The sequence below is a fragment of the Brevundimonas sp. genome, assembly GCF_024711105.1.
GTDB lineage: Bacteria > Pseudomonadota > Alphaproteobacteria > Caulobacterales > Caulobacteraceae > Brevundimonas.
The window spans coordinates 1-21,243 of record NZ_JANJTL010000151.1 but is presented as its reverse complement, the minus strand read 5'-3'; the positions used below and the strand labels follow the sequence as shown (position 1 = coordinate 21,243).

17 protein-coding genes are annotated in these 21,243 nt (G+C 69.1%); 9 read left to right on the top strand and 8 right to left on the bottom strand.

The genetic code is table 11. The features are described 5' to 3' along the window. Positions 1-172: 172 nt before the first annotated feature. The 6 genes from Q0M60_RS11940 to Q0M60_RS11915 all read left to right on the top strand — a co-directional run bounded on the left by Q0M60_RS11940 (position 173) and on the right by Q0M60_RS11915 (position 6,616). Positions 173-1,216: a rod shape-determining protein gene (locus Q0M60_RS11940; RefSeq protein WP_296819755.1), complete on the top strand. Its 1,044-nt coding sequence runs from the start codon at positions 173-175 to the stop codon at positions 1,214-1,216. A 47-nt stretch (positions 1,217-1,263) separates the two neighbouring features. After that, on the top strand, positions 1,264-2,379 hold the full coding sequence (mreC, locus tag Q0M60_RS11935; RefSeq protein ID WP_296819754.1) for a rod shape-determining protein MreC: 1,116 nt from the start codon (positions 1,264-1,266) through the stop codon (positions 2,377-2,379). Then, positions 2,376-2,912, top strand: a complete 537-nt coding sequence (locus Q0M60_RS11930; RefSeq protein WP_296819751.1) for a hypothetical protein — start codon at positions 2,376-2,378, stop codon at positions 2,910-2,912. Before mreC ends, Q0M60_RS11930 begins: the two co-directional genes overlap by 4 nt. Positions 2,913-2,979: 67 nt before the next feature. Continuing rightward, positions 2,980-4,950: a penicillin-binding protein 2 gene (mrdA, locus tag Q0M60_RS11925; protein WP_296819749.1), complete on the top strand. Its 1,971-nt coding sequence runs from the start codon at positions 2,980-2,982 to the stop codon at positions 4,948-4,950. After that, a complete protein-coding gene (rodA, locus tag Q0M60_RS11920; RefSeq protein ID WP_296819746.1) occupies positions 4,947-6,104 on the top strand; it encodes a rod shape-determining protein RodA in 1,158 nt (385 codons plus the stop codon). The genes mrdA and rodA overlap by 4 nt, the downstream gene beginning before the upstream one ends. A 5-nt stretch (positions 6,105-6,109) precedes the next feature. After that, positions 6,110-6,616 (top strand): DUF6173 family protein, encoded by a 507-nt coding sequence (locus Q0M60_RS11915; protein ID WP_296819745.1) that lies wholly within the window; start codon positions 6,110-6,112, stop codon positions 6,614-6,616. On the opposite strand, the gene pip is transcribed toward Q0M60_RS11915, so the two are convergent. Next, a complete protein-coding gene (gene pip, locus Q0M60_RS11910) occupies positions 6,613-7,584 on the bottom strand; it encodes a prolyl aminopeptidase (RefSeq protein WP_296819743.1) in 972 nt (323 codons plus the stop codon). The genes Q0M60_RS11915 and pip overlap by 4 nt on opposite strands. 67 nt (positions 7,585-7,651) lie before the next feature. Between pip and Q0M60_RS11905 the strand changes: the two genes are divergently transcribed. Beyond that, positions 7,652-8,809 carry an MFS transporter gene (locus Q0M60_RS11905; protein WP_296819740.1) on the top strand — a complete coding sequence of 386 codons (1,158 nt, stop codon included), beginning with the start codon at positions 7,652-7,654 and terminating at the stop codon, positions 8,807-8,809. Here the strand turns inward: Q0M60_RS11905 and Q0M60_RS11900 are convergent, their stop codons facing one another. Then, the gene (locus Q0M60_RS11900; protein WP_296819738.1) at positions 8,810-11,170 is read right to left on the bottom strand and encodes a tipN; all 2,361 of its coding nucleotides are present in this window, start codon (positions 11,168-11,170) and stop codon (positions 8,810-8,812) included. It abuts the gene before it with no gap. A gap of 114 nt (positions 11,171-11,284) precedes the next feature. Further along, positions 11,285-11,467, bottom strand: coding sequence for a hypothetical protein (locus Q0M60_RS11895; protein ID WP_296819736.1), 183 nt, complete (start codon positions 11,465-11,467; stop codon positions 11,285-11,287). Positions 11,468-11,602: 135 nt separating this feature from the next. Between Q0M60_RS11895 and Q0M60_RS11890 the strand changes: the two genes are divergently transcribed. Next, a complete protein-coding gene (locus Q0M60_RS11890; RefSeq protein ID WP_296819733.1) occupies positions 11,603-13,081 on the top strand; it encodes a phospholipase D-like domain-containing protein in 1,479 nt (492 codons plus the stop codon). On the opposite strand, the gene Q0M60_RS11885 is transcribed toward Q0M60_RS11890, so the two are convergent. Both Q0M60_RS11885 and folD read right to left on the bottom strand, forming a co-directional pair. Next, a complete protein-coding gene (locus Q0M60_RS11885; RefSeq protein WP_296819731.1) occupies positions 13,024-13,770 on the bottom strand; it encodes an endonuclease/exonuclease/phosphatase family protein in 747 nt (248 codons plus the stop codon). The two genes, Q0M60_RS11890 and Q0M60_RS11885, sit on opposite strands and share 58 nt — an antisense overlap. A 41-nt stretch (positions 13,771-13,811) precedes the next feature. After that, complete coding sequence (gene folD / locus Q0M60_RS11880) at positions 13,812-14,717, bottom strand: bifunctional methylenetetrahydrofolate dehydrogenase/methenyltetrahydrofolate cyclohydrolase FolD (RefSeq protein ID WP_296819729.1); 906 nt, start codon at positions 14,715-14,717, stop codon at positions 13,812-13,814. Between the two features lie 99 nt (positions 14,718-14,816). Between folD and Q0M60_RS11875 the strand changes: the two genes are divergently transcribed. Further along, positions 14,817-17,510, top strand: a complete 2,694-nt coding sequence (locus Q0M60_RS11875; RefSeq protein ID WP_296819727.1) for a PPC domain-containing protein — start codon at positions 14,817-14,819, stop codon at positions 17,508-17,510. Between the two features lies 1 nt (position 17,511). Here Q0M60_RS11875 and hutH read toward each other — a convergent pair whose 3' ends face one another. The 3 genes from hutH to Q0M60_RS11860 all read right to left on the bottom strand — a co-directional run. Next, positions 17,512-19,035 carry a histidine ammonia-lyase gene (hutH, locus tag Q0M60_RS11870; protein ID WP_296819724.1) on the bottom strand — a complete coding sequence of 508 codons (1,524 nt, stop codon included), beginning with the start codon at positions 19,033-19,035 and terminating at the stop codon, positions 17,512-17,514. Continuing rightward, the gene (gene hutU / locus Q0M60_RS11865) at positions 19,035-20,708 is read right to left on the bottom strand and encodes a urocanate hydratase (RefSeq protein WP_296819723.1); all 1,674 of its coding nucleotides are present in this window, start codon (positions 20,706-20,708) and stop codon (positions 19,035-19,037) included. The genes hutH and hutU overlap by 1 nt, the downstream gene beginning before the upstream one ends. Positions 20,709-20,728: 20 nt before the next feature. Then, positions 20,729-21,243, bottom strand: a 515-nt coding sequence (locus tag Q0M60_RS11860) for an amidohydrolase family protein (RefSeq protein ID WP_296819721.1), incomplete at its 5' end; no start/stop codon positions are given.

The window sequence follows — 21,243 nt, the reverse complement described above, 5'->3', positions numbered from 1 at the left end:
CGGAAAAGGGGGTTGTAATCCCCCCTGCATAAGGGCAAACGGGCCGCTGGTCGGCCAGAAATGGATGTCAGGCGGCCGCGCGTGTGGGGATACGTGCGGCAAGGGGCGTCTCCGAACCGGGCCGGCCGCCCGCACAGCCTGTCAGAACCCGCACGAACGGTATCCTCGCCCCATGTTCAATTCGCTCTTCGGCGCCATTTCCAACGACATCGCCATCGATCTGGGAACGGCCAACACCCTGATCTACATGAAGGGCAAGGGGATCGTGCTGAACGAGCCCTCGGTCGTCGCGCTGAGAAACGTCGGCGGGCGCAAGATCGTCCATGCCGTGGGCATCGAGGCCAAACAGATGCTGGGCCGCACTCCGGGCCACATGGAAGCCATCCGCCCGATGCGCGACGGCGTCATCGCCGACTTCGAAGTCGCCGAGGAGATGATCAAGCACTTCATCCGCAAGGTTCACAACCGCAAGGGCTTCGTGAACCCCAAGGTGATCGTCTGCGTGCCGTCGGGCGCCACCGCCGTCGAGCGTCGCGCCATCAACGATTCCTGCCTGAACGCCTCGGCCCGCCGGGTGGGCCTGATCGACGAGCCGATGGCCGCCGCGATCGGCGCCGGACTGCCGATCCACGAGCCGACCGGCTCAATGGTCGTGGACATCGGCGGCGGCACCACCGAGGTGGCCGTGCTGTCGCTGTCGGGCATCGTCTATTCGCGTTCGGTCCGCGTCGGCGGCGACAAAATGGACGAGGCGATCATCAGCTACATGCGGCGGAACCATAACCTTCTGATCGGCGAGACCACCGCCGAGCGGATCAAGAAGGACATCGGCACCGCCCGGGTCCCGCCCGACGGCGAGGGCCTGTCCATCGAGGTCAAGGGCCGCGACCTCATGCAGGGCGTGCCCCGCGAGGTGCGCATCTCCGAGCGTCAGGCGGCCGAGGCGCTGGCGGAACCGGTGAGCCAGATCATAGAGGCCGTGAAGGTCGCGCTTGAGGCCACCCCGCCGGAACTGGCCGCCGACATCGCCGACAAGGGCATCATGCTGACCGGCGGCGGCGCGCTGCTGCGCGGCCTGGACACCGAGATCCGCGACCAGACCGGCCTGCCGGTTTCGGTCGCCGACGACCCGCTCTCGTGTGTCGCCATCGGCTGCGGCCGCGTGCTCGAACATCCGCGTTGGATGAAGGGCGTTCTGGACGCGACTCTTCCCTAGGACTCATAGTAGCGGGGCATTTCCTCACCCCGATTTGGGAGCTGCGCGTGGCCTTGCGCGACTCGCCGTTTGAAAACCTCAAGGTGCCGCTCGGCTGGGCGGCGGCGCTGGCGCTTGTCGCGGCCGTCGCCGCGGCCGTCGTCCTGCTGGTGCTCGACCGCGGAGATGAGGGTCCGCGCGGCGCCAACGACGCTGTGCGGGGGGGCTTCGAGACGGCCGCGGCGCCTGTGGGCGGCGTGTTCGCGGCCCCTGTCCGATGGCTGGGGCAGCTGTCCGATCACATCGACGATTACTTCTTCGCCGTGAGCGAGAACCGTCGCCTGCGGGAGGAACTGGCGAGGCTGCGCGCCGAGCAGGACGCGGTCGTGGCGCTGCGGAACCTGAACGCCCGCTACGAAGCGATGCTCGGCGTCCGGGTCGAGCCCGATGTGCCGCTGCTGACCGCCCGGTCCGTTTCCGAGGCGAGGGGGCCTTTCCGGCGCTCTCGTCTGATCGACGTCGGCTCGAGCCGGGGCGTGGAAGTCGGCAATCCCGTGATCAACGAGCACGGCCTGATCGGGCGCGTCGTCGGAACCAGCGGTTCGGTCAGCCGGGTGCTTCTCGTGACCGACGTGGCGAGTCAGATTCCTGTGCTGGTCGGGCGAACCGATGCCCGGGCTATCATGCGGGGCGACGGTTCCGGCAATCCCCGCCTGGAGTTCGTGCGGGGCGCCGACGCTCTGGAGGTCGGCGATCGTATCCTGAGCTCGGGCGACGGTGGCGGCGTGCCGCGCGGCCTGCCGATCGGTGTCGCCGCGCGGGGCATCGACGGCACCTGGCGGGTGAAACTGTTCTCGGACCGCGGCGCGATCGACTTCGTGCGTGTCATGCTGTTCGAAGACTTCAGCCAGCTCGCGAACGGCCAGACGCTGGACGCGCCGCCGCTCGCCGCCCTGGACACCGCGCCCCCGCCGACACCCCAGGTGGTGGCGCAGATCGATGACGCCGCCGGCCGCCGCCGGGCGGAGGAAGAACGCCGTCGTCTCGCCGAGCAGGAACGCCGTGAACGCGAGGCCGCCGACGCACGCGCCCGCGAGGCCGCGGCAGCCAGGGCGCGCGAGGAGGCCGCAGCCCAGGCCACGCCTGAACCTGCAGCGCCCCAGCCCGACGGAGCCGAGGAATGAGGCGTCCCGCCGCGGCGCGCCGGCCTAGCGCGGTTCGGGTTGTCGGGCCGCTCCAGTGGATCGTGTATCCGTCCCTGGCCGCGATCGCTCTGACGGTCGTGCTGGCCACGCCGATCGAGATGTTCGGTCTGACCCTGCCTGAGCCCGTGGTCCCGCTGGTGCTTGCTTTCGCCTGGCCGCTTATTCGACCGTCGATCCTGGCGCCCGTGATGCTGCTCGTGCTGGGGCTGTTTCTCGACCTGTTTCGGGGCTCGCCGCTGGGGCTGTGGCCGCTGGCCTTGCTGGCGCCCTACGGCCTGGTTCTTCTGTCGCGGCCCTACATCGCCGGCCAGGACACGCGCCTCCTGTTCGGCTGGTATGTCGGCGCCTGCCTGCTCGCTTTCGCCATGGCTTATCTGGTCGTGACCATCAGCTTCGGAATGCCGCCGAGTCTGATCTCGCTCTTCTGGCAGATCGTGCCGACCGTGCTGCTGTTTCCGCTCGCCAACATCATGCTGGAACGCTTCGACGACGGAGACCTGAGGTTCCGATGATCCGGGCGCGTCAAGTCAACCAAGGATCGGCTCGATCCAGCGTGGCTCCTGAAAGGAGCGTGGTGGGATGAGCGAAGAGCCGTCGATCTACTTCCGCGACGTGAACGAGCGGCAGGGCTCGTTCCTGCGCCGGACCTTCCTGCTCGGCGGCGGTGCGCTGCTGGGCCTGGGCGCGCTGTCGGCGCGCATGGCGCACCTGCAGGTGGTGGACGCCAACCGCTATGCGTCCGCAGCCACGGCCAACCGGTTCAACGACCGGCTCCAGGTGCCCCCGCGAGGGCGGATCGTGGACCGCGAAGGCGTGGTCCTGGCCGGCAACCGGCCCAGCTTCACAGTGTCCATCGTACGTGACGCCACGCCCGACCTGGACGCGACCCTGGACCTGGTCGCCAGACTGCTGCCCGACACCGCCGAGCGCCGCCGCCGGCTGATCCGCGAGGTGAACGCGGCCCCCCGGTTTGTGCCCGTTCCGGTGAAGACCGATCTCACTTGGGAGGAGTTCGCCCGGGTGAACCTCTATGTGTCGGACCTGCCCGGCGTGCTCGCGACCATGGACGAGGTGCGGTTCTATCCCTACGGCGGGGCGTTCGCCCACGCGGTAGGGTATGTGGCCAAGGTCTCCGACCGGGACGTGGCTGCGTTGCGCGAGGCGGAGGAGGAGGTCCCCGGGATATTCTACCACCCTGGTTTCCGTATAGGCCGGGTTGGGGTCGAACGATCGCTCGACGAGCCTTTGCGGGGCACGCCCGGCTATCAGCGCGTGGAGGTCGACGCCGAAGGCCGGATCCGCGGCGAGGACCTCGAGGGATCCGAGCCCCCGACGCCCGGCGATGAAGTCAGGCTGACGATCGACGCCGACGTCCAGAACCGCGCACTTGAGGTGTTCGGCGAGGAGTCTGGCGGGTGCGTTGTCATGGACGTTCGCAACGGCGACGTCCTCTGCATGGTCTCGGCGCCGTCCTTCGATCCGAACCTGTTCGTCTCGGGCGTGCCGTCCGAAATCTATCGGGCCTGGGCGGACTACGAGCGGCGACCGCTGCTCGACAAGGCGATCTACGGCACCTTCCCGCCGGGCTCGACCTTCAAGATGACTACGGCGCTGGCGCTGCTCGACGCGGGCATTGATCCGGCCGAGCGCGTGGTCTGCACCGGCGGCTATCGCTACGGCGCGCGGACCTTCCGTTGCTGGCGGGCCGGCGGGCATGGCCCGATGAACATGCACGACGCCATCAAGAACTCGTGCGACACCTATTTCTACCACCTGTGTAACCGGGCAGGCGTGGACCGCATCGCGCGCACGGCCGAGGCGCTGGGCTTCGGGCAGGCCTACGAGATCGGCATCGGCGGCCAGTCGGACGGCACAGTGCCGTCGACCCGCTGGAAGCGAGAATATGTCGAGGCCGTCGGATCGGGCGACCCGACCTGGTATCCCGGTGAGACGCTGTCGGTGGCGATTGGGCAGGGGGCGCTGGAGGTCAATGCGCTTCAGCTCGCCGTCATGACTTCGCGGATCGCAAATGGCCGGCAGGCCGTCGTGCCGAGGCTGATCCGGTCGGTCGGGGAGGAGGAGCGTCCGCAGGCGCCTTTCCAGCACCTGCCGTTCCCGAACGAGCAACTCGACATTGTCCGGGCGGGTATGGCGGCCGTGGCCAACGATGTGACCGGCACGGCGTACCGGGCCTCCCAGCTTGGGCTCGGAGACATCCTCATGGCGGGCAAGACAGGCACGGCCCAGTCGCGGGACTATCGGCCCGGCGAGAGCCGGGGACCCCGGAACGCGGTCTGGAGCCGTCGTGACCACGCCCTGTTCGTCGCCTTCGCGCCGCACGACGCGCCCCGCTATGCCATCGCCCTGATCATCCAGCATGCGCCGGCCGGCGGCTCCGCCGACGCCGCGCCCCGCGCGCGGGAGGTAATGCGAACCGTGCTGCTGAAAGACCCCGACATGCGCGCTCGCATCGAGCGTCCGTTGCCGCCGGAGCCGGTGGCTCCGCACGAGGTCGAGGGGTCCGAACACCTCTCGTCGTTGCCTCAATGACGGCGTCCGCCCTCACCAGACCCGGCGAACGGGACCGGCTGCCGGTCAAGATCAGCCAGATCGACTGGCGCCTGGCCGGGCTGCTCGCGATCGTGGCGGGGACCGGCGCGATGATGCTCTATTCGCTCGGCGGCCAGTCCTGGCAGCCGTGGGCGGCGCCGCATGCGATCCGCTTCGCCGCCCTGTTCGTCATGATGCTGTGCCTGGCGCTGGTCGAGCCGCGGTGGTGGTACGCCCTGGCCTATCCGACCTATGGCTTCATCCTGCTGCTGCTGCTGCTCGTGGAGTTCAGTCCCCTGGGCTACACGGCGGGTGGCGCCAAGAACTGGCTGGACTTGGGGGTGACACGCATCCAGCCGGCCGAGTTCATGAAGCTCGGCGTCGTGCTGGCGCTGGCGCGCTGGTACCACGGGGCCTCCGCCCAGGAGGCCCGGTTCCACTGGAAGCTGATCGTTCCGGCCGCGATCGTCGGCGTTCCCTTCCTGCTCGTCGCCAATCAGCCCGATCTCGGCTCGGCCATGCTGATCGGCCTGACCGGCGTCGCCGTGATCTTCGCGGCCGGGCTCAGCTGGAAACTGGTGGTGGGACTGGGCGCGGCCGCGATCGCTTTCGTGCCTCCGTTCGTCATGTTCGGGATGCACGAGTATCAGCGGAACCGCGTGCTGACCTTCCTCAATCCTGAGGCGGATCCGGCGGGCACGGGCTACCAGATCGTGCAGTCCAAGATCGCCATGGGATCGGGCGGAGCGCTGGGCCGCGGGTTCGGGCTCGGCAGCCAAAGCCAGCTCAACTTCCTCCCCGAGAAGCATACCGACTTCATCTTTGCGACCCTGGGGGAGGAGTTCGGCTTCGTGGGCGCCTTCGCGCTCCTGCTTTGCTTCGCGGCCATCATTGTCATCTCGCTGCGGATCGCCACCCTGTCGCACAATCACTTCGGCCGGCTGGCGGCCGCCGGGATCGTCGCGACCTTCGCGGCCTATGTGCTGATCAACGGCGCGATGGTGATGGGGCTGGCCCCCGTGGTGGGCGTACCGATGCCGCTGCTGTCGTGGGGCGGCTCGATGATGCTGACGGTGATGATCGGCTTCGGCCTGGTCCAGAGCGTGCGGGTGCACCGCTATCTGGAGCTTCCGAAGAGCCGCGGTGTTATCTAGGGCCCATGACCGAGCGCCCGACGACTGAGCAACTCAAGGCGATGCTGGCGGAGAATCCCCGCATTGACGCGCCTTCCGCCGCTGCGGCGGGACAGGCGGACTGTCCGGACTGCCCGGTGCCGCTAACGGCCTGGAGCGGCGACGACGATTCCCAGGCGCTGGCGGACGGACTGCGGATGCAGAGCGATCCGGCCCAGTGGACCTTCGCCAGGCTGTCGCGCCTCATTGCCGATTTCGAGTCGAAGCTGGACGAGGACCATGAGGTCGGCGCCCGCATCGTCAACGGACCGGGCGACATAGCGTTCGCGATCCAGGACGTGGGATTCTGGGGGCCGGACCTGCTGATCTTCATGGGCGTGAACGACCACGGCCGGCCTGTCAGGATGATCCAGCATCACACCCAGCTGAACGTCATGCTGAGTGCGCTGCCCAAGCCCAAGCCTGAAGAGCCGCCGCGCCGCATCGGCTTCCAGCTGCGTGAGCGCGCCGAAAAGGCGCAGGCCGAGGGCTAGAGCCGCGAGGCCGCGTCGGTGGCCCGAACCAGGCCGTCGATGATCCCTGGCTCGGTCGAGGCGTGGCCGGCGTCCTCGACAACCTCGAACTTCGCCTCAGGCCAGGCCTTGTGCAGAGCCCACGCGCCGGACATCGGCGTCACCACATCGAACCGTCCCTGGACGATCCAGGCTGGGATGTGGCGGATCTTGCCGATGTTCTTCAGGATCCAGCCGTCTTCCGGCAGGAAGCCCTTGTTCATGAAGTACCAGACCTCGAGCCGGGCGAAGGCCACCGCGAAGTCGGGCTCGGCGAAGCGGTCCGGACGACCCTCGGGACCCTTCACGCTGACGGTGTCACCCTCCCAGGTGGACCAGGCCACGGCGCAGCGGCGGCGCTCCTCGACATCATCGCCCGTCAGCCGCTTGTAATAGGCGCCCATCAGGTCGCCGCGCTCGGGCGCCGGGATCGGCTCGAGAAAGCGGTCCCAGGCGTCGGGGAAGATGTGCCCGGCCCCGTCCTGATAGAACCAGCGGATTTCCTGCTCGGTGAGCAGGAAGATGCCGCGGAGGATCAGCGCCTCGACGCGCTCGGGGTGGGTGAGGGCGTAGACCATCGCCAGGGTCGAGCCCCAGGAGCCGCCGAACACGGTCCACTTCTCGACGCCTGCCTGCTCGCGCAGCCGCTCGATGTCCTCGATCAGCTTCCAGGTGTCATTCTCGGCGAGCTCGGCGTTCGGCTGGGAGTTTCCACAGCCCCGCTGGTCGAACAGGGTGACGCGCCATTTCTTGGGGTCGAAATAGCGGCGCATGCCAGGGTTCACCGCGCCGCCAGGCCCACCGTGCAGCACAACCGCCGGTTTGCCGTCTGGAGCGCCGCACTCTTCAAAGTAGACTCGGTGTATCGAGCCTGTATCGATGAAGCCGGAGTTGAACGGCTCGATTTCGGGATAAAGCCCCCGACGAGCCCGCGCGTTTACAGAATCCATGTCCGTGTTCACCGTGACTTGGCCGTGGGGTCAAGCGCGAATCCGGTGGCTCTGCTAAGGCGTCACGATGCGTTCCCTTCCGGCCACGGCGCTTGTCTACGGACTGATCTTCGCGGGCGTCGGCGTCAGCCTTCCGTTTGCCGGCCTGTGGTTCGAGGCTCAGGGGCTTAGCGGGGCCGAGATCGCCATGATCCTGGCCACGCCCATGCTGGCCCGCGTCGTCACGGGGCCGTTCCTGGCGGTGTGGGCGGACGGACTCAAGCTCAGGCGGACCGCGCTGTTCTTCCTGGGACTGGTGGCCGCCGCCGCCTATGGCGGGGCGCTGCTAGTCGAGGGCGTGGCCCTATGGCTCCCGCTCTGGTTCGTGGCCGCCACGGCAGCCTCGACGATGATACCCCTGGCCGACGCCCTCACCCTCAGACTCGCGGAGCGGGACGGCTTCATCTTCGCCTGGCCGAGAGGCGTGGGCTCCCTGACCTTCATCGTCGCCAATGTGGCGATGGGCCTTCTTCTGGCGCGGGCCTCCGTCGATGCGGTGCTTCTATGGGCTGTCGCAGCGGCGGCCCTGGCGGGCGTGGCTGCCCTGACTTGTCTCCCGCGGGAAGCCGTCGGGAGTGGGTCGCCCACGCGGCCTCAGGATCGCCTGCAAGGCCTGGGGAAGCTGATCGGAGACCGAAACTTCATGACGGCGGCCGCGGCCGTCGGCCTGGTTCATGCCAGCCACGCCTTCTACTACGGCTTCTCGGCGATCATCTGGACGGAGCAGGGAGTCCCGTCGCGTGACGTGGGCCTGCTGTGGGGCGTCAGCGTGGCGGCTGAGCTTGTGCTCCTTTGGGTGCTGGAGCCGTGGCGCAAGCGGCTGGGTGTAGGGCCCGCCGCCTTGCTGGTCGCGGGTGCGGCCGCGGGGGCGTTGCGCTGGCTGGTGCTGGCCACCTCTCCGCCGGAGTGGTCGCTCTGGCCAATCCAGATATTGCACGCCCTGAGCTTCGCCGCGGTGTTCCTGGGCGGACTGGAGGCGATCAATCGGCTGGCGCCGTCAGACAGCTCGACCGCGGCTCAAATCATCAGCTCCAGCCTGTCGGCCGGCCTGCTCATGGGGCTGGCGACGCTGTTGGCGGGCCCGCTCTTCGACGCCTATGGGGCAGGCGGCTATGTGGCCATGGCGCTGCTCTCAGGTCTTGGCCTGGCCTGCGCGCTTGCAGTGCGGAAACCGCTAGCCGCCTGATCAGGCGAGGTCGCCGACGGCGGCCTCGAGCAGCAGGTAGGTCCGCCCTGGCTCAGAGACGAGAAGGTGTCCGACCGCCTGGGAGTCGCCCGCCCGAACGGCCTGGGCGATGGAGCGATCATAGTGCCGCACGAAGCGCTCCGCTTCGGCGCGAAGCTCACGGTCCGTCAGCACGCGGCGGGAGATGCGCCGGACGGCGGCCGGGGCGACCCGGCGGACGATCTGGCGCGCCCGGTCGGGGCTTCCGGAGCCGAGCGCCTCGGCGGCCTCCTCGACCCGCGCCCGGGGCAGCAGGGCGCCCGGATCGACACCGAGGTCGAGGATGGAGGCGGTCAACCGTTGGGTCAGGTCCTTGTCCTCCGCCGCCGGCGGACCCTCATCCGCACCCGTCTCCGACGGCTCTGCGGCGCCCGCCAGGAGATCCTTCCAGGACAGCTTTTCAGTCGGGGCCTCGGGCTGAGCGGCGGCCGGTTCGAACACGCGCCGCACCTCCTCGTCCTTGCCCGTGGGCGCAAGCTTGAGGCGCCCCCGGAGACCGAATCCTTCCTGCGGAGCGGGGTCGGCCGGGGCAGGGGCTGGCTCCCGGCGGGAGGCCTGCGACAGCCCCTCGCCAGACACGACACCCATCAGACGGACGGCCTCCGAAAGCATGTCGTAGTTCTTACGGACCCGGTCCTGGAAGGCCGCGTCGACCGCCTGGGTCTCCTCGGCGGCCCGGCGAGTGGCCTCGCCGACGGCCTGCAGGCTGGCTTCGACCGTCTCGCGGATTTCATCGATCCGGGCCTTGGCCTGCTCGGGCAGCCGGGCGACGCGGCTGTCGATGTCGTCGAGCGCGCCTTCGATGTCGGCCAGAGCGGCACGGGCGTCGGTGATGCTGGCCTCGAGCCGGTCGGCGATGCGACGGCCGGCCGCCTCGCCCATGCCGGCGGTTTCCTCAATGATGCGGTTGGTGGCGGCGAGACGTTGTTCGGCGGTGCTGTCCGCCGCCTGGCCGGCGGCGAACACGGCTTCGGATAGGCGTTCGATCCGTTCACGGGCCTCGACCACGGCGGCGTCCGCGGCCGCCCGAGTCTGGGCCAGGCTCTCGTTGAGGCTGGCCAGGGACTGTTCCGTCTGCTGTGCGGCGTCCTGGCGGGCCTGGGCGGCAAGGTCCTCGAAGCGGTCCAGCGCCTCGCGCGTGCGCGCGTCGAAAGTCTTGGCCTCGTTTTCGGCCAGCTCGCCGAGCGCCTTGACCTGATCGGCGGCGGCTTCCGCAAGGTCCTGTAGCGCCTTGGCGCTCTGGGCGGCGCTCTCCCCGAGTTCGCCTCCCGCCACCCGGGTGTGGGCAAGGGCCTCGGCCAATTGCGCGCGCTGGGTCTCGACCTGGGCTGAGAAATCCTCCTGGTCGCGGCGCAGTCCGAAGGCGGCCTGCACCAAGGCGGCGCGCTGTTCGGAGAGACCCTCCTCGACGGACCGGATTTGATCGGCCACACCTGACCCGGCGGTTTCCAGCCGCATGGTCTGGCGGGCAAGGTCGTCCGAGGCGGCGCGCGCGGCGTCCTGGGCCTCGCCCGCGGCGGTCGCCAGATCGGCGGCTCGCGCGGCCAGGGCGGCCTCGGCTTCGCGGAGCTGGGTCTGAGCCAGGTCCGAGGCGTCGGCGACCATACGGGCCTGGCGCTCGATGGTGTCGACCACGTCCTGGGTCTGGCCCTCCAGCCGTTTGCCGAGATCGGTCATCTCGACCCGCTCCTTGGACAGCTGGTCGGCAAGCCGCCGCGCCGTCCGTTGGGCCAGGTCGGCGGCTTCGTTCAGGCGACGGGTCTCCTCGTCCATGGCGGCGCGGAGCGCGATGATCTCGTTGCGGGCGCGCTCGGCCGCGGAAGCCGACTCATCGATGTCAGATCGCAGGCCGATCAGCACCTGACCGGATTCTCGCGCAGCGACGCTGGTAGGAAGGACAAGGGCGTCGACCATGTCTCGCGCCCGGCGCGCTTCCGCGGCCAGGGCCGCCGCCTGGCGGGCGAGATGAGCAACCACCAGCACGAGCCCGGCCGGCGCTGCGGCGATAAGGGCGAGCAGGGCGATGTTGACCGGCTCGAGATCCAGCCTGCCGCCGCCGACTTCATAGGCCGCGTAGGAGGCCACGCCGCCAATCCAGAGCAGGGCCGCGACCACGGCGAGAGGATAAGCCGCCTTGGCGCTGTTGTCGGAACGCGGGCGGGCCGCCGGCGCAGGCAGCGATTCCTGCGGCTCAGGCGCAGTGGCCGGCGCGGTCTCCGTGACCGTGTCGGGCAGCGTCGCGGTGTCGGCCGTCTGCAGGTCCGGCGTGATGACGTCTCCGTCTTCCTTCAGGTCCAGCGGCGGTCGCGTGCGCGTCTTCATGGGTCGATCTCTGGGGAAGCCGAGCGCATGCGCCGAGCCCGCCCCTGCCGAGCCCGCGCGCGAAGACCTTAGCCTAACGGTTGGATCGGCGCGGGCAAAGCCCGCGCGAGCGAATCAGCAGTCCTGATTCGCCCTCGATGCGGTCTCGACAGGCGTGACCGGCTCGGGGCAGTCGCGAACGCGATGGATTTCCCGCGTTTCCGTCGGCCTTGGCTCCAGGTCGACGCCGAGATTAGAGAGGGCGGCCGTGGCCAGGAGGGCGACGACGGCGGCGATGAATTCGATAAGCGCCTGCACGAACCCCTCCCTCGTCTGAAAGCTGCGCCGTTCTTATGAGCCGGAACCGGCGCACGGGCAACGCCGTTCGGCATGAATATTCGTTTATGCGGCGCTGCAATGCTAGCCTACTGGCGCGGGCATCGGGGGTGCGTCGTGCTGCTTCAACCAGGGGTGACCTGCTGGCGAACCGCCAGGGCCGATCGGGTGGCCCTGCTGGTGGAGAACGCCAGCTATTTCGCCGCCGTCAAAGAGGCGCTCGAAAAGGCCGAGCGGACGATCTCGCTGCTGGGTTGGCAGTTCGACCCGCGCACGCGCCTCGATCCGCTGTCGGAAGACGAGACCGGCCCCGAAGGAGAGGTGGGTCACGTCCTGCGCCGGCTGGTCCGAGACCGTCCCGAGCTCAATGTTCGGTTGCTGATCTGGAAGTCGCCGCTGCCGATCGCGATCTCGCAGGGGCTCTATCCTCACAAGGCCATGCAGTGGTTCCGGCGTCGGACGGTGGACATGCATCTCGAACCGCCCTGGGCGATCGGATCCTGCCACCACCAGAAGGTTCTGGTCATCGACGACCGGCTGGCCTTCTGCGGAGGCGGCGATATCTCGATCGACCGCTGGGACAGCGCCGAGCACCTCGACGACGATGTCCGGCGCTGCACCCCCAGCGGCATCATCTGCCAGCCGCGCCACGAGGTCATGATGATGGTCGACGGCCCGGCCGCCATGGCGCTCGGCGACCTGTTCCGGGACCGCTGGCGTCGAGCGACGGGCGAGCGTCTCAAGGCCGAGGCCGGTCCGGCCGATCCCTGGCCGCGAAACGTGCGGGCCGACATGACCGATGCCGAGGTCGGTGTCTGCCGCACGCAGCCGGCGACCCGCCGACGCGCCGCTGTCCGCGAAAACGAAGCCTTGCATCTGGAATCAATCGGGCGCGCGAGGCAGCTGATTTACCTGGAGAATCAATATTTCACGTCTCCCCTGATCGCGGCGGCGCTGGCTCAGCGGCTGGAGGAGCCGGATGGCCCGGAAGTCGTCCTGGTCTCCACGGGAAAGAGTCCGAGCTGGTTCGATCAGGCGACCATGGACGGCGCGCGCGCGGCTCTGCTGCGCACACTGCGCAAGGCGGATGTCTTCGGACGGCTCAGCGCCTGGCGGCCGCGCACCGCGCGCGGACAGAACATCATCGTTCATTCCAAGGTGAGCATCATCGACGATCGCCTGCTGCGCGTCGGATCGACCAATCTGAACAACCGCTCCTGCGGTTTCGACACGGAGTGTGACCTGGCCGTGGAGCGTGAGGCGGCCGACGACTTCATCCGCGCGTTCCGGCAGAACCTTATCGCGCATTTTCTGGGCGTTGAGGCCAACACCTTCGCGAACGTGGAAGCTGTCAGCCGGTCAGTTGGACAGGCGATCGCCGATCTCAACACCGGCCGAATGGCGCGGCTGACGGACGATGAGCCCGGCTGGTGGGGCCGGTTCATCGCCGAATACCAGCTGGGTGATCCTGCCGGCCGCTCGGACGCGTGGCGGCCTTGGCGGCGCAGACGCCTCTCGGCCCTGCTCGAACAGGAGGTTCAGGCGGCCATCGCCGACTCCGCCTCGACGTCGAAGTCGATCACCAGCGGCAGGTGATCGGACGCCATCCGCGACAGGGGATGATAGGGCGCGTACACGTGTCGGACGCGGATCTCCGGACTGATGAAGCAATGGTCGATCCGGATGGCAGGGAAGGCCGAAGGGAAGGTCTTCACTGACCGCTCGAGCCCACAGTGCCTCTGGGCGTCGCGGAGCTTGGAAGTCAGCTTGCGGTACGGGCGGGTCAGGGACGTGGCGTTGAAGTCGCCCACCAGCAGGGTCGGCCCCTCACAGGCGCCAAGCCAGTCCTTGCCGGCGAGGGCAGCAGCCTGAAGCCGCTGTTCGCGTGGCACCAGTCCCAGATGGGTGTTGAGAATGTTCACGGGCCGGCCGTCGATCTCGACCTCGATCCACAGGGCGCCGCGCGGCTCCAGGCCCGGGACGCCGCTCACCGTGGGCAGCGGCCCAGCCCGGACGAGACGCTCGGGCAGGGTGGTGAGTATGGCGTCGCCGTACTGTTCCTCCTCGACGCGCATGGCGCAGTTGAAGTGGAAGGTCATGTCCAGGTGTTCGGCGATGGCGTGAGCCTGGTCGACGCCGCGAGTGCGTGCCCGTCCGACGTCCAGCTCCTGCAGGCAGACGATGTCCGGCTCGCAGTCCGCGATCACCGCGGCGATGCGCGGGACGTCCAGGCGGCGATCGACGCCGACGCAGCGATGGACGTTGTAGGTGAGGATTCTCGCCATGACGCGCCGCGACCCTAACGCCTGAGCCGCCGATTGGTAGCCTAGAGTTGCTCCGGCTCGATCCCGGCGGTCCGCGCGGCGGCCGTGTAGGTGTTGGCCAACAGGCAAGCGATCGTCATCGGACCGACGCCGCCCGGCACGGGCGTGACGGCGCCTGCCACCTCCTCCGCTTCGGCGAAGGCGACGTCGCCGACGACCCTGGTCTTGCCCTGCGCGGCGAGCGCGGGATCAGGATGGGGAATCCGATTGATCCCGACATCGATCACGGCGGCGCCGGGCTTGATCCAGTTGCCGCGCACCAGCTCAGGCCGTCCGACCGCAGCGACCAGGATGTCGGCGCGTCTGCAGACTGTCGGCAGGTCACGCGTCCGGGAATGGGCGACGGTGACAGTGCAGTCCTGGGCCAGCAGCAGCTGAGCCATTGGCTTGCCGACGATGTTCGAGCGACCGACCACGACAGCTTCGAGACCGCGCAGATCGCCCAGCGTGTCGCGCAGGAGCATCAGGCAGCCAAGCGGGGTGCAGGGGACCATCGCCGGAAGGCCGACCGCCAGCCGACCGGCATTGACCACGTGGAAGCCATCCACGTCCTTGTCCGGCGTGATCGCCGCCAGCACGCCCGTCGCATCGAGGTGAGAGGGCAGGGGAAGCTGGACGAGAATGCCGTGGATATCGGCGTCGGCATTCAGGCGGCCGATGAGCGCCTCGAGTTCCTCCTGGGAAGTTGCGGCGTCGAGGGTGTGGGTGACGGAATGGAAACCCGCCTCCTGGGCGCGCAGGCCCTTGTTGCGCACATAGATGCGGCTGGCCGGATCGTCGCCCACGATCACGACGGCCAAGCCGGGCCGCACGCCCCTGGACTGGATCAGCCTCGCGGAGGCCTCGGTCACCCGGGTGACAAGCGCGGCGGCGGCCGCCTTGCCGTCGATCAGCCGCGCCCGGCTCATGCGTCCTCGCAAGGGAAATCAGGATTCGTGGGAACCCGGGCGGTTTACATCGGGGGGGCGTGGGCGTCTATCATCGCGCACCGTTCGGGGGAGAACACTATGTCACGCCATCGTCTGCTCACCGGTTCCGCGTTGGCTCTGCTGCTCGGTTGCGCGGGGTACGCTGCTGCCGATCCCGTCGCCGACGCAGCGGCCGCGGCTGAGGACGCCGCCGCCGCTGCTGCCGAGGCGGCAGGCTCAGCCGCCCTTGCCGCGGCGATACAGGAAGAGGCGCCGGTTCTGGTCGCCGCTACACCGGCGGCGCTCGGCGACACCATCACCGGAGAGCTGGTCGAGGGCGACAGCCGTACGCCGGAAGATGGGCTCCTCGACCGCTACCTCCTCAACCTCGCGGCCGGCACGCGGGTCGAAGCGGTCATGCGCTCCGAGGCTTTCGACACCTATTTGATCGTCGGCCGTGAGGGGCAAGACGGCTTCGAGGAGATCGCCCGCGACGACGACGGTCTTGGCGAGGGGCTCAATTCCCGCCTCCGCTTCACGGCGGCCCAGCCCGGTCTTTACGAAGTGCGGGCGCGCGGCTTCGCCGGCATGGGGCAGGGCGCCTACACGCTGAGCTTCACGGATCGCGGCCCCGCGCCTCCGATCCCGCAACCGGGCAGCGTGGCCCCCGGCGCCGACATCCAGGGCGTGCTGGCCGACGATGACGCCTATTCCGAAGACGAAGAGACTTCGCGCTTCGACGCCTATCGATTCAGCGCGCGCGCCGGGGACAGGCTCGAGGTCATCGCTCGATCCGAGGCCTTTGACACCGTGGTCGAGGTTGGCCGCGAGAACGAGTACGGCGGCTGGACTCAGCTCTTCTATGACGATGACGGCCTGGGCGAGGGCCTGAACTCGCGGCTGCGGTTCACCGCGCCGCAGGATGGCGACTATATCGTGCGCCTGCGCAGCTTCGGCGGGTCCGGGCGCGGCGACTACCAGCTCACCATGACGGCGCTGGAGCCCCTGCCGCCGCCGCAACCGCTTGCCATCGGCGCGACCGCGGAGGGCTCGCTGCTCGATGGGGACGCCGAGGATGACTATGGCCAGCGGTACGACGCCTTCGCGTTCAATGCCCGGGCCGGTGACCGGCTGGAAGCGATCGCCCGGTCCCAGGCCTTCGACACTGTGATCGAGATCGGCCAGATCGATGCCGACACGGGCTTCTCGCAGGTCGCATACGACGATGACGGCCTGGGCGAAGGCACCGATTCACGCGCACGCTGGGTTGCGCCGTCCGATGGCGCCTATGAGTTGCGGGTGCGCGCCTACGACGGGGTTTCGCAGGGCGCCTATGTGGTGGCCTTGAATGACCGGGGTCCGATTCCGCCGCCCCCGCCGCCGGGCGCGATCTCGGTGGGCGCGGCGGTTGACGGCGAGCTCGCGGACGGCGACGGCATGACGGCCGAGGAATACGTGTTCGATGACTATCGGCTCCAGGTCCGCCGCGGCCAGCGTCTGTCGATGACCATGCGGTCCGAGACCTTCGACACCTATCTGCGGGTTGGCAGGATGGGCTCGGACGGCGTGTTCGAGGAGATCACGTCCGACGACGACAGCGCCGGAAACCTGGATTCGCGCGTGATCTTCACGCCCGACGCCAACGGGACCTACATCGTGCGGGCCACATCGTTCAGCCCGAACAGTCTGGGCGCCTACAACCTGACGGTCCGCGACCTGGGCAGGGCGCCGCGCCCGCGCCGTATCCGGCTGGGTCAGGACCTGCGCGGCGCGCTCACCGAACAGGACGGCATGAGCGAGGCCGAGACGCGCTATGACGCCTATTCCTTCCGGTTGGAGGAGGGCGAGCGCGCCCAGTTCATCGCCCGCTCGGACGAGTTCGACACGCTGTTGATCGTCGCCCGTCCGGACGGCGAGGGCAGCCATGAGCTGCTGGCCTACGACGACGACGGTCTGGGCGAAGGCACCAACTCCCGCCTGGTCTTCACCGCGCCGGAGACCGGGACCTACGAGCTGTGGGTCACCCCCTACGCCGACGGCGAGCTCGGCGCCTATTCGGTCGAGACGGCCGACATCGGGCCGGCGCCGCAGCCGGTGCGCGTCGATTTCGGCGCGGTGATCGTCGGGGAGCTGACGGCGACCGACGGCGTGACCGCCGAGGGGCCGAACTACGACGCCTACGCCTTCACTGGGCAGCGCGGCCAGCGCATCAGGGTGGAGATGCGCTCCGGCGATTTCGACAGCTTCCTGCTGCTGGGCCACCACGGCGACTACGGCCTGTCCGCGATCGCCGAGGATGACGATGGGCTGGGCGAAGGCACCGACTCTCGGATCACCTTCACCCTGCCGGAGGACGGAGAGTACGAGTTCTGGGCGACGAGCTACGCCGTGGCCGAAGGCGGGGCCTATGAGGTCCGGCTTATTGACCTTGGGCCGGCCCCGGCTCCGGGCAGCCTGGTGGTCGGTTCCACTATCCGGGGCGAGCTTTCCGCTGACGATCCGCAGGACGAGTACGGCGCCTACTTCGACGCCTTCCGGTTCACGACCGCCGAGGGCGAGCGCATCCGGATCACCCTGACCTCGAACGAGTTCGATGCCTTCCTCTATCTCGGTCGAATGGTCGACGGCGAGTTCGAAGGCGAGTGGAGCGACGACGACGGCCTCTCGGACCTGAACTCTCTGCTCGACTTCACGGCGCCCAGCGCGGGTGAGTACGTCCTGCGGGTGCGCAGCTACGGCCCCGGCGAGACCGGCGAGTATGTCCTGACCGTCGAGCCGTCAGGGGCTCAGTAGGTCAGCCGCCCAGCCCGGGCGAGGCTTCGAGGAAGCGGCCGGCGCGGATCAGCCCGGCCGCGGCCTCTAGGTCTGGCGCGAAGTACCGGTCGGCGCCGTAGGGGGCCACGACGCGGCGGATCGCAGCGACGGCGCTCTCCAGCCTGTCGGACGAGTGCAGGGGGCGGTGGAACTCCACACCCTGGGCGGCGGCCAGCAGTTCGACTCCCACGACCACGTCAGTATTGTCCGCCATGTCGAGCAGGCGGCGCGCGCCGTGCGCGGCCATGGAGACGTGGTCCTCCTGGTTGGCCGAGGTCGGCACCGTGTCGACGCTGGCCGGATGGGCCATCATGCGGTTCTCGGCGACCAGGGCGGCGGCCGTCACCTGGGCGATCATGAAGCCTGAGTTCAGGCCGGATTCCTTCACCAGGAAGGCCGGCAGGCCGCTCATCTTCGGATCGACCAGGATGGAGGTCCGCCGCTCGGAGATGTTGCCGATCTCGCAGAGCGCCATGGCGATCTGGTCGGCGGCGAAGGCCACCGGCTCGGCGTGGAAGTTGCCGCCCGACAGGACGTCCCCGTCGGCGGCGAAGATGAGCGGATTGTCGGTGACTGCGTCTGCTTCGATGACCAGGGTCCGGGCCGCCATGCGGAGTTGATCCAGCACCGCGCCCATGACCTGCGGCTGGCAGCGCAGGGAGTAGGGATCCTGCACCTTGTGGCAGTCGTCGCGGTGGCTCTCGCGGATGGCGCTGCCGGTGAGCAGGCCCTTGAGCGCGGCGGCCACGTCGATCTGGCCCTGATGGCCACGCAGGGCGTGGATGCGCGGATCGAACGGGGCGTCCGAGCCCTTGAGCGCATCGACCGAGAGGGCGCCGGCGGTCAGGGCCGCGGCGAAGACCTGCTCGGCCCGGGCGAGGCCCGCGATTGCGGTCGCAGTCGAGAATTGGGTGCCGTTGAGCAGCGCCAGCCCTTCCTTGGGGCCTAGCTCCATGGGGGACAGGCCGGCGCGGGACAGGGCCTCGGCCGCACCCAAAGTCTCACCCCTGTGGTGCGCGCGACCGACGCCGAGCAGCAGGCAGCTCATGTGCGCCAGCGGCGCCAGGTCGCCCGAGGCGCCGACAGAGCCCTTCGACGGGATGACCGGCAGGACGTCGGCGTTCACCAGCGCGTTCAGGGCTTCCAGCGTCTGGCGACGCACGCCCGACGCGCCCTTGGACAGAGATGCGATCTTGAGCACCAGCATGAGGCGCACGATCGGATCCGGGAGGTCCGCGCCGACGCCGCAGGCGTGGCTGAGCACCAGGTTGGTCTGGAGCGTCTCCAGATCCTCGCGGGCGATCGAGGTGTTGGCGAGCAGGCCGAAGCCGGTGTTCACGCCATAGACGGTGCGGCCGGTCGACAGGATGTCGGCGATGGCCTGGGCGCCCGCCTCGACGGCGGCCCAGGCGCTGTCAGCCAGCTCGACCGTGACCGGTCCGGACAGGGCCTGGCGGAACTGGGCGAGGCCGAGCGGCTCGGCGCCGATGACGATCCGGTTCATCAGCGGGTCTCCAGCGACGGCAGATCCAGGCCCTGTTCGCGGGCGCAGTCGCGGGCGATCTCGTAGCCTGCGTCGGCGTGGCGCATGACGCCGGTGGCCGGGTCGTTCCAGAGGACGCGCTCAAGCCGCATGGCCGCTTCCGGCGTGCCGTCGGCGACGATCACCACGCCGGAGTGCTGGGAATAGCCCATGCCGACCCCGCCGCCGTGATGCAGCGACACCCAGGAGGCGCCGCCGGCGGTGTTCAGGAGGGCGTTCAGCAGTGGCCAGTCGGAGACGGCGTCCGAGCCGTCCATCATGGCCTCGGTCTCGCGGTTCGGGCTGGCGACCGAGCCTGAGTCGAGGTGGTCGCGGCCGATGACGATAGGGCCGCTGAGCTCGCCCGAGGCCACCATCTCGTTGAACATCAGGCCGGCGCGGTGACGGTCGCCCAGGCCGATCCAGCAGATGCGGGCCGGCAGACCCTGGAAGGCGATGCGCTCGCCGGCCATGTCCAGCCAGCGGTGCAGGCCGGCGTTGTCCGGGAACAGCCGCTTCATGGCCGCGTCGGTCTTGCGGATGTCTTCCGGGTCGCCGGTCAGGGCCGCCCAGCGGAATGGACCGATCCCGCGGCAGAACAGCGGGCGGATGTAGGCCGGGACGAAGCCCGGGAAGTCGAAGGCGTTCTTCACGCCTTCGTCGAAAGCGACCTGGCGGATGTTGTTGCCGTAGTCCGTGACCGGAATGCCCATCTTCTGGAAGTGGAGCATGGCCTGGACGTGGACGGCCATGGAGGCGCGCGCGGCGCGCTCGACCGAGGCCGGATCGGAAACGCGCCTGTCTTCCCACTCCGCGACGGTCCATCCGGACGGCAGATAACCGTTGACCGGATCGTGGGCCGAGGTCTGGTCGGTGACGAGGTCGGGGCGGATGCCGCGCCGCACCATCTCAGGCAGGATGTCTGCCGCATTGCCGAGCAGGCCGATCGAGGTCGGCTTCTTCTCGTCGAAGGATTTCTGGAGCAGGGCCAGCGCCTCATCCAACGTCTCGGCCATGACGTCGACGTAGCGGGTCCGCAGGCGGAACTCGATGCGGCTGCGCTGGCATTCGATGGTGATGCTGGAGGCGCCGGCCATGGCGGCGGCCAGCGGCTGGGCGCCGCCCATGCCGCCCAGGCCGGCGGTCAGGATCCACCTGCCCGACCAGTCGCCACCGTAGTGCTGGCGGCCGGCCTCGGCGAAGGTCTCGTAGGTCCCCTGAACGATGCCCTGGGTGCCGATGTAGATCCAGGAGCCCGCGGTCATCTGGCCGTACATGGCCAGGCCCTTGCGATCGAGCTCGTTGAAGTGCTCCCAGGTGGCCCACTTGGGGACCAGATTCGAGTTGGCGATGAGGACGCGCGGGGCGTCGGTGTGGGTGCGGAAGACGCCGACGGGCTTGCCGGACTGAACCAGCAGGGTCTCGTCGGCCTCGAGCCGCTTGAGGGTCTCGACGATGCGGTCGAAGCTCCGCCAGTCGCGGGCTGCCTTGCCGATGCCGCCATAGACGACGAGATCCTCGGGCCGCTCGGCCACGTCGGGATCGAGGTTGTTCATCAGCATCCGCATGGCGGCTTCGGCCGCCCAGGTCTTGGCGATGCGCTCGGGCCCGCGCGGCGCCCGGATGACACGGGTGTTCTTCAGGGTCGTATCCATCGGACCTTCGAGGTTCTTCGTCAGGCGAGACGCCGGCCGGCCAGCCAGCGTTGCTCAAGCGGTGCGGCGCCGAGCCAATAGGCCAGCTCCGCCAGTTCGTCGATGTTCCAGACCGCCAGGTCGGCGGCCTTGCCGACGGCCAGGGTTCCGGCCTCGTCCGCGAGGTCCAAGGCCGCAGCCGCGTGCCGCGTGAAGCCGGCCAGCGCCTCCTCGGGCGTGAGCCCGAACAGGGTGCAGGCCATGTTCATCGCCAGGAGGGGCGAGGTGAGGGGAGAGGTCCCCGGATTGCAGTCGGTCGCCACCGCCATGGCCACCGCCGCGTCGCGCAGGGCCTGGACCGGCGGTGGGGTCTTGTCCTTCAGGAAGTAGTAGGCGCCGGGCAGAAGCACCGCGACCACGCCGGCCTCGGCCATGGCCTCGATCCCGGCGGGCGTCAGGTGCTCGAGATGGTCGGCCGAGAGGGCGCCGAAGCGGGCGGCTAGCTCAGCCCCGCCCTGGTCGGTCAGCTGCTCGGCGTGGAGCTTGACCCGCAGGC

What these genes read in the sequence shown, in the direction of transcription:
- rodA (WP_296819746.1), top strand. Translation starts at nt 4,947, where the DNA reads ATGACGGCGTCCGCCCTCACCAGACCCGGCGAACGGGACCGGCTGCCG.
- Q0M60_RS11900 (WP_296819738.1), bottom strand. Translation starts at nt 11,170, where the DNA reads ATGAAGACGCGCACGCGACCGCCGCTGGACCTGAAGGAAGACGGAGAC.
- folD (WP_296819729.1), bottom strand. Translation starts at nt 14,717, where the DNA reads ATGAGCCGGGCGCGGCTGATCGACGGCAAGGCGGCCGCCGCCGCGCTT.
- Q0M60_RS11915 (WP_296819745.1), top strand. Translation starts at nt 6,110, where the DNA reads ATGACCGAGCGCCCGACGACTGAGCAACTCAAGGCGATGCTGGCGGAG.
- Q0M60_RS11905 (WP_296819740.1), top strand. Translation starts at nt 7,652, where the DNA reads ATGCGTTCCCTTCCGGCCACGGCGCTTGTCTACGGACTGATCTTCGCG.
- Q0M60_RS11940 (WP_296819755.1), top strand. Translation starts at nt 173, where the DNA reads ATGTTCAATTCGCTCTTCGGCGCCATTTCCAACGACATCGCCATCGAT.
- hutU (WP_296819723.1), bottom strand. Translation starts at nt 20,708, where the DNA reads ATGGATACGACCCTGAAGAACACCCGTGTCATCCGGGCGCCGCGCGGG.
- pip (WP_296819743.1), bottom strand. Translation starts at nt 7,584, where the DNA reads ATGGATTCTGTAAACGCGCGGGCTCGTCGGGGGCTTTATCCCGAAATC.
- mrdA (WP_296819749.1), top strand. Translation starts at nt 2,980, where the DNA reads ATGAGCGAAGAGCCGTCGATCTACTTCCGCGACGTGAACGAGCGGCAG.
- Q0M60_RS11875 (WP_296819727.1), top strand. Translation starts at nt 14,817, where the DNA reads ATGTCACGCCATCGTCTGCTCACCGGTTCCGCGTTGGCTCTGCTGCTC.
- hutH (WP_296819724.1), bottom strand. Translation starts at nt 19,035, where the DNA reads ATGAACCGGATCGTCATCGGCGCCGAGCCGCTCGGCCTCGCCCAGTTC.
- Q0M60_RS11930 (WP_296819751.1), top strand. Translation starts at nt 2,376, where the DNA reads ATGAGGCGTCCCGCCGCGGCGCGCCGGCCTAGCGCGGTTCGGGTTGTC.
- Q0M60_RS11885 (WP_296819731.1), bottom strand. Translation starts at nt 13,770, where the DNA reads ATGGCGAGAATCCTCACCTACAACGTCCATCGCTGCGTCGGCGTCGAT.